A 15,956-nucleotide genomic window follows, 5' to 3' on the forward strand; every position below is an offset into this window, starting at 1 on the left:
ATCACTCCTTGTCGTCGTTCGAATTCTGGGTTGTCAACTGATCCTTGTCGACTTCTTCGATCTTCGCCTTCTCCAGCAGGAATTGAACGACCTTCTCCTCGGCGATCTGCGAAATCAGTCCGCGGCGGGCATCTTCGCCGGCGTAGTGCTTCTTCACCGCCTCGAGAGGGGCGTTGGCCATCCGGGCAATCTCTTCCAGTTTGCCGTCGATCTCCGAATCTTCCACCTTGAGATTTTCCTGACGGGCCAGGGCTTCGAGGAGGAGGCTCCCCTGCACTTGCTTGACGCCGGTTTCCCGGTACATCGCCTTGAAGGACGTTTCGTTCATCCCCAGCATCTCAATGGTCATACCCTGGGATTTCATGCGATTGCGGATATTCTCCAGCATATAGTCGAGCTGTCCGGCCAGCATCGCCTCGGGAACTTCGACGGGATTGCGCTCGATCAGGGCCGTCACCAGACGCTCACGAAGGTCGCCCTCGACGCGATTGCGTTCCTGGGTCTGGTAATCCTCGTCGAGCTTCTGACGCAGCTCGGCGAAGGTCTCGAGGCCGAAACCCCTGGCAAATTCGTCATCGAGCTCAGGAAGGACCTTTTCCTTGATTTCGTGGAGTTTCACCTTGAAGAGAGCAGGTTTGCCGGCCAGATCCTTGTTGCCGTAATTTTCCGGGAAGGTGACCTCGATATCCCTTTCTTCCTCCCGCTTCATCCCCTCGAGCTGCTCCTCGAAACCGGGGATGAAGGAGCCGGACCCGAGCTCGAGGACATGACCTTCGGCCGCCCCCCCCTCAAAGGGGACTCCGTCGACGAAGCCCTCGAAATCGATGACGACGGAGTCGCCGCTGCGGGCCGTCTTGCGGGAAGTCACCTCGATCTGGGCACGGGCCGCACGCATCTCCTCGATGCGCTCGTCAATCACCTTGGCATCCGGCGCGAACTTCTCCTTCTGCAGGGCAAGGCCGGCATAATCCTTGACCTCAATCTCCGGCTTGACCTCGACCTGGGCCTCGTAACTGAAGATCTTCCCCTTTTCCAAGGGGCTGTTCTCGATGATTTCGGGGTCGGAAATGGCGGGAATCCGATGCTCGACAAGGGCCTTGAAATAGGAATCGTTGATCAGGCGCCCAAGAACCTGCTCTTCCATCTGCGGGCCGTAATGCTTTTCAAGAATCGGCTGGGGCACCTTTCCGGCGCGAAAACCCTTGACCTTGGCCGTCTTGGCGATTTTCTTGTAGGCCTTTTGAATCTCGCTGTCGACCTGCTCGGCCGGCACCTCGAAGGAGAGCTTTTTCTTGACACTGCTGAGATCTTCTATCTTTACATTCATGACACTACCTCGCAGACATGGATTTGGTTAAAAATAACGGCAGACCACAGACGGAGAGCCTGTGGGCCAGATGGGGGTCGGGTCATTGCGGCGGATCGATACTTTACGAAATGAGAAAAATGGTGCGAGAGGGGGGAGTCGAACCCCCACGGTTGCCCGCTGGATCCTAAGTCCAGTGCGTCTGCCAATTCCGCCACTCTCGCAAAGAGTGATATGATCGTTTTCAAGGGATCAAATAAGCGTTGCCCCGGTCTCCGGCCGACCGGGAAAACCGCCGCCGAAGCATGGCGACTTTCCTGGCGAAGGCGACAAACACAAAACCCGCCCCTTCACCGACCCACCTGCGGCGCGAATGCCACATTCGTTGATACGGGAGAAAGGCGGGCCAGGTCATCTGATGGGGTAAGTCAAGGCGATCGAACCCTCGACAACTGGAGTCACAATCCATTGCTCTATCGACTGAGCTGCACCCACCACAAAGGGAACGGCATGCTAGCCAATAGATGATTCGTTTGTCAATGGGAAATTCGGGGCATTTCCGTTGAACGACAAAAACTGGTGCGCCAGGCAGGACTCGAACCTGCGGCCTACGGATTAGAAATCCGTTGCTCTATCCAGCTGAGCTACTGGCGCGAATGGTCGGGGCGACTGGATTCGAACCAGCGGCCCCCTGCTCCCAAGGCAGGTGCGCTACCAGACTGCGCTACGCCCCGACAAGGGGAGATTTCTAGCATAGTCCCTGATTTTGTGCAACAGGAAAAGCACCCAGGTGTCGCCATCGAACAGGGGGGAAGAGGCATCGACAAGGGTCCGGGAGGGTCCCCGAACTCCTCCCCGGGGCGAAGATTGGACCCGACGGCAAAGAGGGGGAATTAACCATCCCCCTCCCCCTCCTGAACGGAACCCCGTATTTCAAAATTCTCAGCTCACCTTCCCTCGTGCCCCCGGGAATCGAGCATTGAACGGATGTAATGCCGTTCTATGAAAACGGCAACAGCCCTTCGGCAGAATTGCATACACTCTCCGGGAGGCCAGCAACCGGCCTGTCAAGCATAACTATTTGTTTTTATTGGTATAATTATCTGCCCAAAAAAAGAGCAAAGAGCTATTTTTGACAATAAACTAACCCTTTCGCTCTGTCCGAACTCCTCTTTGACGGAGCTTATCCACAACATTTGTGGACAACTCGAAAAGGGGCGGGCGGGTCGAGTTCCACTGGCTCATCGCCGGCGAATCCCACCGGTGCATTCTTGACAAAAGAGATCCCGGCACCTAGGTTAATATCAAACGATAAAACGGAAATCGGGATGAATCGTCAAGTCCTTCAACCTCCGCCGGATCCCCGGCCAAAAATAGAGCAGCGGCATCGCGCCACCAAGGGAGGCGATGACCCTGAAAAAGGGAACCTGGCCCTGCGGCAGCGCGGAAAAGGAGTAAAAGCATGATCACCCTGCGCAAATCCGAAGAACGCGGTCATTTCAGCAGTGACTGGCTCGACAGCCGTCACACCTTCTCCTTCGACACCTATCACGATCCCCGGCACATGGGGTTCCGTACCCTGCGGGTCATCAACGAGGACCGGGTCCAACCGGGGCACGGGTTCCCCCTCCACCCCCACCGCGACATGGAAATCCTCACCCTGATCCTGGAAGGCGCCCTCGAACACCGGGATTCCCTCGGCAGCAGGGAGATCATCGGCGCCGGCGAAGTGCAGCGCATCACCGCCGGCACGGGGATCCGCCACAGCGAAGCCAACCCCTCGTCGCAAGAGGGCGTCCACCTTCTGCAGATCTGGATCCTTCCCGAGAAGACGGGGCTCGAGCCGGGATACGAGGTGAAGCGCTTTACCGGCAGGGAAAAGAACCGCCTGTGGCCCATCGCCTCCCGGGACGGCGGAGACGGCGCGGCAATAATCCATCAGGACGTCGTCCTCTTTACCGCCACCCTCGAGGACGAGGCGACCGTCGACCATACCTTCGCCGCCGGGCGTCACGGGTGGCTGCAGGTTTTCGCCGGCTCCCTGCTTCTCAACGGCCTCGCCCTGCAGGCCGGCGACGGCGCAAAAATCAGCGAAGAGGAGCGGATATCCCTGACGGCCAGCGGAGAGGCCCGGCTCCTCCTCTTCGACCTGAACTGACGGATTTTCCGGCGACGACGCCCCCATCCGCAGATCGCCGGATGGGCGTTCAATTGCAATGGACAGGTGGCAGAGCGCCTTGTCCGGGTTATACTTATCGCCCTCCACCACCCCGCCAGCGAGGAGATGTCGATTTACGACGCGGCCATGCGCTACCTGGGAGAGGGGACGCCCCTGGTGATCGTCGCCGGGCGCGAATACGGCACCGGATCGAGCCGCGACTGGGCAGCCAAGGGGACCCTCATCCTCGGCGTCCAAGGGGTGATTGCCGAGAGTTTCGAACGCATCCATCGCTTTAACCTGGTCGGCATGGGGGAAAACGGGAGGTCGAGCTCCTCTGCCGGATCGATACCGCCGAGGAAGTCGCCTATTTTCAGTGCGGAGGGATTCTCAACTACGTGCTGCAGGGGATGCGGGAGACCGCCCGGGAGCCCGGCGGGGTCTAGGAGCCGTGGGCCGAAGGGAAATATTGAAAATTGGCCGGACTCCTCAGCGGCGGACCACCTCCACCAGGTAGCCGTCGGGGTCGCGCAGAAAGTAAAAACGGGGCTTGCCGCCGGCCAGACCCTTGAGCGGCTCGGGATCGAGTCCCGCCTCCTGGTGACGGCGATGGGAACCCTCCAGGTCCTCCACCCCCACCGCCAGGTGGGAATAGCCGTCGCCAAGGAGGTAGGGCTCGCGGCGGTCGTAATTGTAGGTGAGCTCCAGCTCGAAGGCCCCCTCCGGCGCCCGCAGATAACTGAGGGTGAACTTGTGGTCGGGAAAATCCTTGCGCCGGGCCACCACGAAACCGAAGGCCTGCCGGTAAAACTCTTCGGCCTTTTCGAGGTTCAGGACCCTGATGCAGGTGTGAATCATCTGATAGTTCATCGATCGACTCCTTAAGTGGAATGCCTCCCCTGAATAAGAAGGGCGACCCTCTCTTCTGGGCCGGGACCAAGACTTTACCCCGATTCCGGCCGCAGCGCCAGAGCGGATCGGTTTTTTTCCCCAGCGACCCTCCGCCCCGACCGAGGAAGAAGCAGAATTTGCCAGGCTGAAACGGTTGACGGCCATTTCCGGCCCGACACCGACAGGGCAAAATCGTACCGCCGGGGGCACAGAACAAAAAGGGGTTACGCCGACGGCGTAACCCCTTGTTTCTGTCATGGTGCGCGATGCAAGATTCGAACTTGCGACCTTTGGCTTCGGAGGCCAACGCTCTATCCAACTGAGCTAATCGCGCATAGAGGCGGATTTATACCGCATCCTAAGGGGGAATGCAACCCCAAAAATAGCCGTTCCTTGCCCTCTTCCGGCACCTTTGTTATAATCCGCCCCGGACCCCGCCGAGGAGATTGCCATCCATGAAGAGCTTCATCCTGACCTGCGCCGCCCTCCTCCTTTTCTCCGTTCCGGCCGGGGCCGCCCCGCCAGCTTTCACCGTGGAGAAGCTGGGTGTAGGGGTTTTTGCCGCCATCGCCACTTCCGGCGGCGGGGCGACCGGCAACGCTTTTTTCGTGGTGGGCGACAGCTACGTGGTGGCCGGGGGGGCCCATCTGACCAAGGAAGCGATTACCGGACTGCTCTCGGCCATCGGAGAGGCGACGTCGCTACCTCTGCGCTACCTGATCCTGACCCACCATCACCGCGGCTACTCCCACATCGACTTCGACATCCCCCCGGGCGTCGACGTCCTCATGTCGTGGCAGACCTGGAAGGCCCTGGAGAGCGAGGTGCGCAAAACCGAATATCCGGTCCTCTTCTACAGCGACGGCCTGACCCTGGAAACGGGAAAACAGACGGTCATTCTCACCAACATGGCCAGGGGGCACAGCGAAGGGGATACGGTGGTCTATCTCCCCGATGAAGGGGTCCTTTTTGCCAGCGATCTCCTCTATGTCGGGAACATCGGCTACCTGGGGGACGGCCACATGCAGGAGTGGGTCCTGGCCCTCGAGTTTCTGCAGCAACTGGGGGCCAGGCGGATCATCCCCGGCAGCGGCCCCGTCGCCACCGGGGAGCAGCTGGCGGCTTTCAAGTCCTACCTCCGCGATTTCCTCACCGAGGTCCTCGCCCATATCGAGCGCGGAGAGAGTCTCAAGGAAACCCTGCGGACCTTCGAGCTCCCCCGCTATCGGGAGTATGCCGGTTACGACACCCTCCTGAAGGGGAACGTCGAGCGCGCCTACCTCGATCTGAAGGAGAATCTCCTCCCCTAGTCCCCCAGCTCCCTATTGCCTAGTCCCCTTCCCCTCCCCGCGGCAGCAGCGTCTTGCGGCCATAAAAAGCGGCCATCCCGACGAAAATGATCAGCACATTTTCGACAAAGAGCACCCCGGCATGCAAGGAAAGCACGGGAAAGACGTAAACGACCCTCTCGACAAACAATCCCCCCAGCACGACAAGCGAAACCCCTCCGACGACCGCCGGCAAGCGTTTCCCCTTCCGGGAGAGAAAGACCGCAAAGGGGAGGACAAAGTTGCCGGCGAGAAACAGGCCGCTGAGCGCCAGAGCGGACGTCGATCCGGTCCGGCGAAGGATGTAGTGGACCTCCTCGGGGAGGTTGCCGTACCAGAGGAGGAGGTACTGGGCGAAAAAGAGCCCCGCCCACAGGACACTGAAACCGAAAAGAAGGTTGCCGACATCGCGCAGCCCCTTGCGCGCGGTCTCGGGATCCGCATCGCATCGCTGCCGGCGGAGGAGATAGGAGGCGACGCCGGCCAGGGCGAACCCGGCGTAAATGGCCTCGACGCAGAAGAAGGCGCCGAAGAGGGTGCTGTACCAGGGGTATTCGAGGGTCATCACCCAGTCGAAGGCGACAAGACTCTGGGAGGCGACGAAGACCAGGAGATAAAGGACGGCAAGGAGATTGGCCCGCCGGTCTCCGCGCAGGGAGAGGCGGGCAAAAAGTGCGGCCAGCAGGGAGGAGAGGAGGAGGAGCGCCAGATTGCGGCCGACAAAGAAGGGTTCATTGAGCCAGAGACCCGGCTCTGCACTCCAGGGATAAAGGGAAAGGCGGGGGGTCCAGAGAAGAAAGAGAAGGAAAACGAGGAACTGCAGGGGATAAAGGGAGAGGAGTTCGCGCTTGAGAGAGGCGACCCAGCGTGCCCGCACCAGATCGGTGATCGCCACCACCGCCACGGCCCCCTGGGCAAGACAGGACCAGAAGACGAGGGTGACGAGGAGCGACCCCTTCCCGCCACCCGATCCGCCGTATTCCGCCAGGGCGATCCCCCCGACGGCACTCAAGAGCAGCAGGTAAAATACCGCCGGCCTCAGTTTCAGGGATTCCATGGCCGCAGTCCCTCCTCGATGACGATGACGAACCGGTTGCCGTATTCCTCCGCGCCACCGATCCCCTGAATGCTCGGCAGCCGCGCCAGGAAAAGAAACCCGACAAAGGTGGCCAGGGATCCGAATAGAATGGTGAGAATATACGAGACGAGAAGGAAGGGGGGGATGGAGATCAACGGTTTCCCACCGGTGATCAGGGGCCAGGAAAGGACGGTATAGAGAATAAATCCCATGCCGCCGACAAATCCGCAAAGGCCGCCGAAGAAGGCGAAGTACCGCAAGGGCCCGGGGCTCACCTCGAGGATTTCCTCCACCTCGGGGAGATGCCAGGGGAGGTAAAGCGCCAGATTCCGCCGGCTGTAGCCGTCCTTCTTCAGCTCGCGCAGCCTGGCCAGAAAATCTTCCTTCTCTAGAAACACAAGGGTCTCGGCCATCACAGGTGCTCCTTGATTTCGGTCATCGACAGGACGGGGACGGCCTTGAGAAAAAGGAGGTAGAGGAGGAAGAAGAGGGCAAAGGACATGACCGTGATGCCGATTTCCACCAGGCTGGGGGTGTAGGTCCCCCAGGCGTAGGGATCGTAGTCCCGGGCCAGGGAGTTGACGATGATGACGAAGCGCTCCATCCACATGCCGACGTTGACCAGCAGGGAAACGGCAAAGAGGAAGGGGAGAGACCGTCTCAACCGGCGGATGAAGAGGGTCAGCGGCAGCAGCGAGTTGCAGAAAATCATCACCCAGTAGAGGTGCGCATAGTGGCCGAAGCTGCGATAGCGGAACTGCTCGGCCTCGAAGACGTTGTCGCCGTAGAAGGCAAAGCCGGTCTCGACCAGATAGGAGTAGCTGATGATCAGGGAGGTGAAGAGGAGGATCTTGGCGATGGCCTCGAAGTGATCGACGGTGATGTACTTCTCGAGTTTCAGGATGCGCTGCATCGGATAGACGAGCGTGATGACCATCGCCGTGCCGGAGAAGATCGCCCCGGCGACGAAATAGGGGGCAAAGATGGTGGTATGCCATCCGGGGACGATGCTCACCGCAAAGTCCCAGGAGACGATGGAGTGCACGGAGGCGACCAGCGGAGTGGCAAAGGCGGCGAGGAAGAGATAGAGGCGGTTGTAGTGGCGCCACTGGTCGAGGGACCCGACCCAGCCGAGGGAGAGGACGGCGAAGATTTTCTTGCGAATTCCCGAGAAGCGGCGACGGGCGATGGCGAGATCGGGGAGGAGCCCGACATAGAAGAAGATGAGACTGACGATCATGTAGGTGGAAACGGCGAAAACGTCCCAGATCAGTGGAGAACGGAAATTGACCCAGAGATGACGTTCGGTCGGATAGGGGAAGAGGTAGTAGAAGATCCACACCCTCCCCAGGTGGATGAGGGGGAAAAGCCCGGCGACGGTCAGGGCGAAGATGGTCATCGCCTCGGCCGCCCGGTTGAAGCTGGTGCGAAACCGGGCCCGGAAGAGGAAGAGGACGGCCGAAATGAGCGTCCCCGAGTGGGCGATGCCGACCCAGAAGACGAAGTTGGTGATGTAGACTCCCCAGTTGACCGGGTGCATGAGGCCGGAAACGCCGAGGCCCCTGTGGATCTGGTAGCCCCACAGGCCGAGGCCGAGGAGGACGAGGGCGGCACAGAGGGCCACCGCCGCCAGCCATTTCACCCCCGGCCGGCAAAGGACCGCCAGCACATCCCTCTCCACCTCTTCTCTTGGGTCAAGCGCCTTGCTCTCTTTCATCCCTCATCCTCCGGGTATCCGTCACCCGTCACCCGTCACCGCCTTGGCCAGATAAAAGACCGACGGCTCCGTCCCCAGTTCCTCGAAGACCCGATAGGCGCGCTCCGAGTGCGCCAGCGCATAGACGCGGGAGTTGGCGTCCAGCAGATTGCCGAAAACGATGGCGCCGGTGGGGCAGCTCTGGGCACAGGCGGTGGTCACCTCTGCATCCCTGACCTTGCGCCCCTCGTCCCTGGCCCGATCCTTGGCATGCCGCAGACGCTGGATGCAGAAAGTACACTTTTCCATCATTCCCCGGCTGCGCACCGAGAGGTCGGGGTTGAGCATCCGCGGCAGCGGCTCAGGTCGATGGTAATCCCGCCAGTTGAAGCGACGGACCTTGTAGGGGCAGTTGTTGGAGCAATATCGGGTGCCCACGCAGCGGTCGTAGACCTGGACGTTGAGTCCCTCGCCGTTGTGATAGGCGGCGTAAACCGGGCAGACCGGCTCGCAGGGGGCGTGGTGGCAGTGCTGACAGAGCATGGGGAGAAACTCCACCCCGCCGTCCTCGTTGTAAAAGGGCTCGATGCGCAGCCAGCTCATTTCCCGCCCCTTGAGATGATCGGCTTCGCCGACCACCGGGACATTGTTTTCCACGGAGCAGGAGGCGACGCAGGCTCCACAGCCGATGCAGCGGGAGAGATCAATGGCCAGGGTCCAGCGGTAATCCTCATGGGCATGGGGCGGGTAAAGGTCGGCGCGTCGGTGCTCTTCCTTACGGTGAACGGGATCGGGAATGAGCCCGCGCCCCTGCTGCGAAGCCGACCCCGCCATCACCGCCAGCACCAGGACGCCGCCGGTTTTTTCAACCTGCACCTCTTCAAGATAGAAGAGCGCCTCGCCGCTCGCCGGCACCCAGCCGTAGGGGGCGCCGACAAGGGCGTCACGCTGGATCACCAGCACCCCTTCCTGCAGCCCCGGCTGAACCTTGCCCGGAAATTTGCCCCCCCAGGAGGCGGTGGTGAGGGCCAATTCGTCGCGATCGACGGCCTTCAACCGGGCGGCCATTGACGGCGGCAGAGAGACCCAGGACCCATAGGTGACGGTGGTGAGGGGATCGGGGATCTCGGCAAGGAGGGGGAGCGCGGCGCTGCGGCCGTCGAAGGTGCGGATCGAGGGTGCCACCACAAGCAGCGGACCGTCCAGACTCTCCCGGGCCGATCTCTCTCCGAAAAATTCGGCGGCCCGCCCGGCATCCAGAGCGAGGGGGACTTCGGGCTGCGGAATCGTCAAAAATCCTTTTTCCAGAAGGGTCTGCCGACCACCCGGCCCGAAGCGCTTATCCCAGGCGGCCTCCAGAAATTGCCGGTAATCGCCGTCGGGTCCGTCGCCGGCCTGACGCATCAGGTCGAGAAGAATATCTCCTTCGCCGCGGGTGTCATCGAGGGGCGGAGAGGCCGGCTGCACCAGGGTGTGCACTCCGGAACGCGGCTCGGCATCCCCCCAGGTCTCGAGGGGATGGGCGAGGGGGAGAATGAGGTCCACCCCCTGCGAGGTCTCGTCGGGGAGGTCGGCAAAAGCGACGCTCAGGGTCGCCTTTTTCAGGTGGCCGGCAAGATCGATGGAGTCGGGAACCTGGTAGAGGGGATCGGCTCGGGAGATGAACAGGACTCCAACCTCCCCGGCACCGAGCCTTCTTGCGAGGCGATCCATGTCGATGAGCGAGCCGACGCCGCGGTAATTTTCGCCGCCGTCGAAATCGACCGTCGTTTCCGTCATCCCCGTGAGCCATTGGAGAAGCCCTGCAAAGACCGCCGCCCGCATCCCGTCGCGGTGGGCGACGCCCAGGCCGCCGACGATGACCAGGGGGCGCTCGGCCCTCTCCAGGCGGTCGAGAAGTTCGCCCAGGACCTTCTCCGGCACCCCGGTCAGGGCGGAAGCCTGCCTGGCGCTGAAAGGGGGGATGGCACGGCGCAGTTTCTCGGGGAGGCGCCGTTCCCCCTTGCCGGTCGTATGGCTCAGCAGATAGAGGAGAAGGTACGGTTCGCTGCCGGGAACCAGGGGGAGACGCCGGTCGGCATTGACCCCGGTCAGAGAGACGTGGGGCTCGAGATGTTCCCAGCGGAAGGTCCCTCGCTCGGAGGCACGGGCCAGACCGGCGGCAAATCCGACGGGGCTGACGAAGGTTTCGAAGAGATCGGCGCCGAGGGTGAGGAGAAAATCGGCCTCCTCCACACGGTAGCGGGGGAGCTCCGGCCGGCCGAAGAGGAGGCCGTAGGCCTGGCGCAGGGCGGCATGGGCGAAGAGTTCGAAGTCGGGAGCCCGTTCCACGGCCAGCTTGGCGCAAAAGGAATCGAGCATGGCCGAGAGGGTGCCGGTGGTGCGCCCGGCAAGGTAGAGGTTCGTCTTCCCCTGTCGGTGCGTTTCCCCAAGGGTCCGACCGATCCGCCGGTAGGCCTCCTCCCAGGAAATCCTGCGGTAACCTCCGGCGCCGTCGCGCTCCAGGGGGGACCGGAAGCGCTCGGGATGGTAGAGCCGCCCCATGGACGCCTGGCCGCGCATGCACAGCCCCCCGGAGCTGATCGGGTGATCGGCAATTCCTTCCAGCTTGACCGCCCTCCTCTCTCGAACCCGCACCTGGATCCCGCATCCGGCAGGACATTCGGTGCAGGTTCCCGGCACCCAGCGCGCCTCCCCGGGAAGCACCCCGTCGTCCGGAGGGACCAGATAGGAGATCAGTTTCTTCTGATCTTTCTCCGATCCGCAGGAAGAGAGAAGGGTGGCACTCGACGCCAGACCGAGAGTCTGGAGAAATTCACGACGATCCATAAATGTCCTCAATCCGTTTTCGGGATATGCTGACCCAAGGGCGATTCTCCTTCCCTCAAGCGGCCTGCCCACCCCCCTGCCCCAAGGAATTAATGATGACAGGCGGCGCAGTCGGTGGGACCTTCGAACTGTCGGTGACAGGTGATGCACCACCCCATCTGCAGGGGGCGCACCCGTCGCGCCGTCGTCATTTTCGCCACCGCCCCATGGCAGGCGAAGCAGTCGATTCCAGCCCGCAGGTGCCGCTTATGGGTGAAGTAGATAAAATCGGGGAGATCGTGAACCCTGTTCCAGAAAATGGGTTCCCTGCGTTCGGCGTACCCGCGCAATTTCTGCACCTCGGGCCGATCGACGGCGACGGTGCGATGGCAGGACATGCATCTGTCCACGGCCGCCACCCCCGCCTGCGGTGAGGTGTCCGCCGTCGGGTGGCAGAAGGTGCAGGCCATCGCCAATTCTCCGGCGTGCACCGCATGGGCAAAGGCGATGGGCTGCCGGGGTTGGAGGTCGGCACCGGACCACCAGAGCGCGCGGGCGCCCACAAGGACCAGGCAAAGAGCGAAGTAGCCGAGGACCCCTCCCCGCACCAGGAAGGCGACCAGCCACCGTTTCTGTTCGTCGGTCAGTTTTGCCGCCATGGTCAGACCTGCACCTCAGGGAGTGTCATTGCCCAGCAGAAAATCGACGACGGCCGATATTTCCGCCTCGGACAGGCCGGGATCGGGCATCGCCGGATAGTCGGGGTTCATTTTTACCGGGTTGGCGATGAAATTCGCGAGGGCGCCCCTGCGCCCGCGGTAGCCGGGAATCACCTCGCTGAGGGGCGGGCCGACCCTCCGTCCCTCGAAGGCATGGCAGCCGGAGCAGACCCGGTTGAAGATCTCCTCGCCGCGCCCGGCTATCGCCTCCTGGGACGAGGGGGGCGCCGCAGGGATCGACTCCGCCCGGGGGAGTGGGGAGTCCCTGTTTTCGGCAGCCAACGCCTGAATGACAAGAGGGGTCAGGGCGCTCTCCCGGCCGAGATGATCGCCGAGGACGAAGAGAAAAAGGAGCCCGAGCGCCAGGACAAAGGGGGGCTTGACGTTGCGCCGGACAGGCTCGAAGCAAAAGGGGAGAAGCAGGAGGGCGGTCGTTGCGGCCGTGATCACCGTCATCGCGGCGACGCCGAAAAGGGGTGCGGAATGGGCGAGGAGGGGAAGATTGACCAGTTCGAGGAGGAGGCACAGCGGCAGGGCCAGGAGAAAGGCCAGGGCGACCGCCGCTCCGATGCGGCCGGCCAGGCGCTTGTCCTCGCCGTCGCGGCCGGAAAAGAGGACCATCCCCCCCCCGGTGAGGATGAAGGCGAGACTGACGAACTGGAGAAAACGGGCGACGCCGCTCCAGGAAAGGACCAGGGTGGGTGTCGCGGCAAGGACCGGCCACCGCTCCGGCATGAGGAAAAAGGTCGAGCCGCAGGCGAGAATGAAATAAACGCCGCTCAGCAAAGAGAGCGCGGCCAGTCCGACGACCAGGGCGACGCCCCGACCCGATCCCTTCTCCCGGAGGCCTCGATAAAGATGAAGGAGAAGGAGCGCCAGGGCCAGAAGAAGGAGAACGCCGCCCGCGAAAAAGGCGGGGAGGCGCACCGAGGCATAGCTTTTCTCGAGGGAGAAAAAGACCAGGGCCAGAGTGAACACAAACAGGAGACTGGAGCCGGGGGTCAATATCACCCGGGCCAGCAGGTCGGCGGAGAGTTTCCGATGGAGGCTCTCCTGCTCCCGGCCGGAGATGAGGTCAAAGAAGACCGCCAGGCAAGAGCCACCGTAAAGGATGGCGGCAAAGCCGAGGTGAACAAAGAGGGTAAAGAAGTAAAGGAACTTCAACCCTTAAGCCTCCTCCTCATGGTAAGTGCGACGGATGAAGGCGGCAAGGAGGCCGGCTACGACGAGCAGACCGACGACGATCCCACCCCCCACCTTGCGGACAAAGAGAGTCTGCTGAATCTGCTCCACCTGGACGCGGATTTTTTCCAGATCATCGCGCACGCGGGCCGTCTCGGCTCGCACCTTCTCCACCTCAACGCTGTGAAAAAGACGATGAAAGGAGTTGCGCAGAGAGAAGAGTTCGCCCTCCATCTCCTTTGTGGCGATGCCGGCCCGGTGCAGATCGGCGAGATCTCCCTCGAGGACGCCGATCAAACGGTCGGTTTCCTCGACGGCCCCCTTGATCTCGCCGGCGCGGCCGTATTCATGACAGCGGGAACAGTCCTGAGGGTTGATGAGGGCCGGAGAGGCCTTCATCACCCGGTGGTTGCCGTGACAGGTGACGCACTGGGGGCCGCCCTTTCCTAGGGCCCGGCCATGGGCGCTTTTCAGGTAATCCTCCCGGACCCCGACATGGCAGCGCCCGCAGAAGTCGGGGATGTCCGTCTCGGCGGGGACGCCGAGAAAGCCGCGGCCCGGCGCCATGGCCTCCATGGACATGAGCGCCGGATCGCCGCCGTGACAGCTGTGACAGGCGATCCCGTTGTCGGCATGGATGCTGGTGCGCCACAGGGTCACCGGTTCGCCAAGTCGCCCGGTCTGCGATTCATGGCATTGGAGACAGGAGTTTTCTGTCACCTGGGCCAGGGCCGAAGGGGGCTGGAGGAAGACTGCGGCCATCACGACGGCCGAAAGGAGAGTGCGAAAAAACAACGGAGAATTCATCATGAATAATGCCCCCAGATCGAAAGTCCGACAAAGAGGAGGATGCCAAGGGCGTAGCAGGTGACGAAGACGGGGCGTTTGCCCGGCCGCCGCTCCCGGAAACGATCGATAAAGGGGAGGAGAAGGAGGAAGGTCACCATCCCTCCCTGCACCGCCAGTCCGAGAAACTCGCTGGGAAAGATCTTGAGGGTCTGGTAGGCCCAGAGGAAATACCACTCCGGCTTGATCCCCGCCGGGGTCACAAAGGGGTCCGCCGGATCGAAGGCGGCCGGCGGGAAAAAGAGCCCCGGGGCGAAGAAGACGACGGCGAAGAGAAGGGCGAGGAAGAAGGCGATTACCGCCGCGTCCTTGGCCATGTAGTTGGGGAAGAAGGGGATCCCCTCCGGATGTTCTTCGTGCCGGAAAACGGGGAGCGGCTCGGAAGGACGGTAATCCTCGCCGAAGGGGGGGCGGGAGACCCCTGCACGCCGGACGCAGAAAAGGTGAAAGAGAACCAGGGGTCCGAAAAGGAGAGGGAAACCCATGACATGCAGGGCGAAGAAGCGCCCCAGAGTCGGCTGGCCGACCATCGCCCCGCCGCGCAGGAACCGTACGACGGCATCTCCGATCAGAGGGATTTCGCTCGAACTCTCGGTCGCGACCGTCGTCGCCCAGAAGGAGAGCTGGCTCCAGGGGAGGAGATAACCCGTCAGGCACATCCCAAGGGAGAGGAGAAGGATCAAAAAACCCGCCACCCAGGTCAGTTCCCGGGGACGCTTGTAGCTCGCCATGAACAGGACCGAAAGCATGTGCAGCAGCAGCGCCAGTACGACAATGTTGGCGCCTACGGCATGGACGGTGCGGATGAGCCAGCCGAAGGGGACCTCGTTCATGATCTTCTGCACGCTGGCAAAGGCATCGGCGGTGTTGGGAATATAATAGATGAGAAGGAGAATCCCGGTGGCGAACTGGAGGGCAAAGAGGGTGAGGAGAACCGCTCCGAGGGTATACCAGACGTTGATGTTGCGCGGCAGGAGATATTTGGTCAGGTTCTGCTCGAGGAGATCCCGTATCCCCAGGCGTACATCGAGAAAATCGACGATCTTTGTTTTCACTCCCATGTCCCTCTCCTATCCGACCAGGACCTGGTCTCCCGAAAGGGTGACCGGAATCGATTCCAGGGGTTTGGGCGGCGGCCCGGCGAGAACTGCGCCGGTACTGGAAAAACGCCCGGCATGACAGGGGCAGAGGAACTCCCCCTTTTCCGGCTGCCACTGGATGATGCAGCCCAGATGGGTGCAGACCGCCGAGAAGGCGAGAAAACTGCCGGGGGAATTCTGCAGCAACACCGCCGGATGCCCGCTGAACTGGAAAAAGTGGGCGCCGCCGACCGGCACCAGATTCCGGTCCATGGCCATCTTCTCCTCCTCCCCTCTTCCGGCACGGGGCGAGAGGTAGCGCCACAGGGGCCAGAGGGCGGCGGCGGACAGAACCGCCCCGATTCCGGCCAGCAGCAGGGACAAAAAAAACCGCCGCCGTGACGGCGAAATCGGACCCTCTTCCATCGGACCTCCTGTCAACGCCGGCAGGCAATGCCTGAGCGGCAGGTTGCAAACTTAATCAAAACGAAATAGATTATAAACGGTTACAGGCCTGTTACAACCAACCGGCAGGACAAAAACCATGCGCCGTCTCACTCTTGTCTTTATTCTCGACCCTCCCGAGCGCCTCGATCCACCCACAGACACCTCTCTGGCGCTGATGCGGGAGGGACTGGCCCGGGAGCACCGGGTCCTGTTCTGCACCCTCGACGACCTGCGCCTCGAGGAGGGATCTCCCCGGGGCGCTGCCGCCCCGTTGTCTTTGAACCCGGGGTCGAACTCTTCACGACCGGCCCTCTCTGCGACATCCCCCTGGCTCAAACAGACGCCGTCTTTATGCGCAAGGACCCGCCGGTCGACGAGGCCTACCTGCATGCTACCTACCTCCTCGACCTGCTCCCCG

Annotated in this window: 13 protein-coding genes, 5 tRNA genes and 2 pseudogenes; 4 read left to right on the plus strand and 16 right to left on the minus strand. The window is 62.0% G+C overall.

Annotated features, from left to right (window positions below):
• Nucleotide 1: 1 nt before the first annotated feature.
• The 5 genes from tig to DSOUD_RS11880 all read right to left on the minus strand — a co-directional run bounded on the left by tig (nucleotide 2) and on the right by DSOUD_RS11880 (nucleotide 2,040).
• On the minus strand, nucleotides 2-1,327 hold the full coding sequence (gene tig / locus DSOUD_RS11860) for a trigger factor (protein WP_053551213.1): 1,326 nt from the start codon (nucleotides 1,325-1,327) through the stop codon (nucleotides 2-4).
• A 120-nt stretch (nucleotides 1,328-1,447) separates the two neighbouring features.
• Nucleotides 1,448-1,530, minus strand: a tRNA-Leu gene (locus tag DSOUD_RS11865).
• Between the two features lie 195 nt (nucleotides 1,531-1,725).
• Nucleotides 1,726-1,801, minus strand: a tRNA-His gene (locus DSOUD_RS11870).
• Nucleotides 1,802-1,883: 82 nt separating this feature from the next.
• A tRNA-Arg gene (locus DSOUD_RS11875) sits at nucleotides 1,884-1,960 on the minus strand.
• Between the two features lie 3 nt (nucleotides 1,961-1,963).
• A tRNA-Pro gene (locus tag DSOUD_RS11880) sits at nucleotides 1,964-2,040 on the minus strand.
• Between the two features lie 728 nt (nucleotides 2,041-2,768).
• Here DSOUD_RS11880 and DSOUD_RS11885 point away from each other — a divergent pair.
• Nucleotides 2,769-3,464, plus strand: coding sequence for a pirin family protein (locus DSOUD_RS11885; protein WP_053551214.1), 696 nt, complete (start codon nucleotides 2,769-2,771; stop codon nucleotides 3,462-3,464).
• A 105-nt stretch (nucleotides 3,465-3,569) separates the two neighbouring features.
• A pseudogene (locus tag DSOUD_RS19195) lies at nucleotides 3,570-3,910 on the plus strand (aconitate hydratase); the annotation flags it as partial.
• A gap of 43 nt (nucleotides 3,911-3,953) precedes the next feature.
• Here DSOUD_RS19195 and gloA read toward each other — a convergent pair.
• Nucleotides 3,954-4,334: a lactoylglutathione lyase gene (gloA, locus tag DSOUD_RS18525; RefSeq protein ID WP_053551215.1), complete on the minus strand. Its 381-nt coding sequence runs from the start codon at nucleotides 4,332-4,334 to the stop codon at nucleotides 3,954-3,956.
• A gap of 278 nt (nucleotides 4,335-4,612) precedes the next feature.
• Nucleotides 4,613-4,689: transfer RNA gene (locus DSOUD_RS11895), tRNA-Arg, on the minus strand.
• A gap of 121 nt (nucleotides 4,690-4,810) precedes the next feature.
• Between DSOUD_RS11895 and DSOUD_RS11900 the strand changes: the two genes are divergently transcribed.
• Nucleotides 4,811-5,665 carry an MBL fold metallo-hydrolase gene (locus tag DSOUD_RS11900; protein WP_053551216.1) on the plus strand — a complete coding sequence of 285 codons (855 nt, stop codon included), beginning with the start codon at nucleotides 4,811-4,813 and terminating at the stop codon, nucleotides 5,663-5,665.
• 19 nt (nucleotides 5,666-5,684) lie between these two features.
• Here DSOUD_RS11900 and DSOUD_RS11905 read toward each other — a convergent pair whose 3' ends face one another.
• From DSOUD_RS11905 to DSOUD_RS11945, 9 genes are all read right to left on the minus strand, one after another.
• A complete protein-coding gene (locus DSOUD_RS11905; RefSeq protein WP_053551217.1) occupies nucleotides 5,685-6,740 on the minus strand; it encodes a hypothetical protein in 1,056 nt (351 codons plus the stop codon).
• Entirely contained in the window at nucleotides 6,728-7,174 is a 447-nt protein-coding gene (locus DSOUD_RS11910; protein ID WP_053551218.1) for a DUF3341 domain-containing protein, read from the minus strand. Before DSOUD_RS11910 ends, DSOUD_RS11905 begins: the two co-directional genes overlap by 13 nt.
• Nucleotides 7,174-8,478 carry an NrfD/PsrC family molybdoenzyme membrane anchor subunit gene (gene nrfD / locus DSOUD_RS11915; RefSeq protein WP_053551219.1) on the minus strand — a complete coding sequence of 435 codons (1,305 nt, stop codon included), beginning with the start codon at nucleotides 8,476-8,478 and terminating at the stop codon, nucleotides 7,174-7,176. The genes DSOUD_RS11910 and nrfD overlap by 1 nt, the downstream gene beginning before the upstream one ends.
• Nucleotides 8,479-8,499: 21 nt before the next feature.
• Nucleotides 8,500-11,286 carry a 4Fe-4S dicluster domain-containing protein gene (locus tag DSOUD_RS11920; RefSeq protein WP_053551220.1) on the minus strand — a complete coding sequence of 929 codons (2,787 nt, stop codon included), beginning with the start codon at nucleotides 11,284-11,286 and terminating at the stop codon, nucleotides 8,500-8,502.
• Between the two features lie 89 nt (nucleotides 11,287-11,375).
• Nucleotides 11,376-11,924 carry a cytochrome c3 family protein gene (locus DSOUD_RS11925; RefSeq protein WP_053551221.1) on the minus strand — a complete coding sequence of 183 codons (549 nt, stop codon included), beginning with the start codon at nucleotides 11,922-11,924 and terminating at the stop codon, nucleotides 11,376-11,378.
• Nucleotides 11,925-11,939: 15 nt separating this feature from the next.
• Entirely contained in the window at nucleotides 11,940-13,148 is a 1,209-nt protein-coding gene (locus tag DSOUD_RS11930) for a c-type cytochrome (RefSeq protein WP_053551222.1), read from the minus strand.
• A 3-nt stretch (nucleotides 13,149-13,151) separates the two neighbouring features.
• Nucleotides 13,152-13,976: a multiheme c-type cytochrome gene (locus DSOUD_RS11935; RefSeq protein ID WP_082351249.1), complete on the minus strand. Its 825-nt coding sequence runs from the start codon at nucleotides 13,974-13,976 to the stop codon at nucleotides 13,152-13,154.
• The gene (locus DSOUD_RS11940; RefSeq protein WP_053551223.1) at nucleotides 13,973-15,073 is read right to left on the minus strand and encodes a cytochrome b; all 1,101 of its coding nucleotides are present in this window, start codon (nucleotides 15,071-15,073) and stop codon (nucleotides 13,973-13,975) included. Before DSOUD_RS11940 ends, DSOUD_RS11935 begins: the two co-directional genes overlap by 4 nt.
• A 9-nt stretch (nucleotides 15,074-15,082) precedes the next feature.
• On the minus strand, nucleotides 15,083-15,517 hold the full coding sequence (locus tag DSOUD_RS11945) for a ubiquinol-cytochrome c reductase iron-sulfur subunit (protein WP_053551224.1): 435 nt from the start codon (nucleotides 15,515-15,517) through the stop codon (nucleotides 15,083-15,085).
• A gap of 118 nt (nucleotides 15,518-15,635) precedes the next feature.
• On the opposite strand from DSOUD_RS11945, the pseudogene DSOUD_RS18865 reads away from it, so the two are divergent.
• Nucleotides 15,636-15,931: pseudogene (locus tag DSOUD_RS18865) on the plus strand (glutathione synthase); the annotation flags it as partial.
• Nucleotides 15,932-15,956: the final 25 nt, after the last annotated feature.

This window comes from Desulfuromonas soudanensis (assembly GCF_001278055.1).
GTDB classification, from domain to species: Bacteria; Desulfobacterota; Desulfuromonadia; order Desulfuromonadales; family WTL; genus Deferrimonas; species Deferrimonas soudanensis.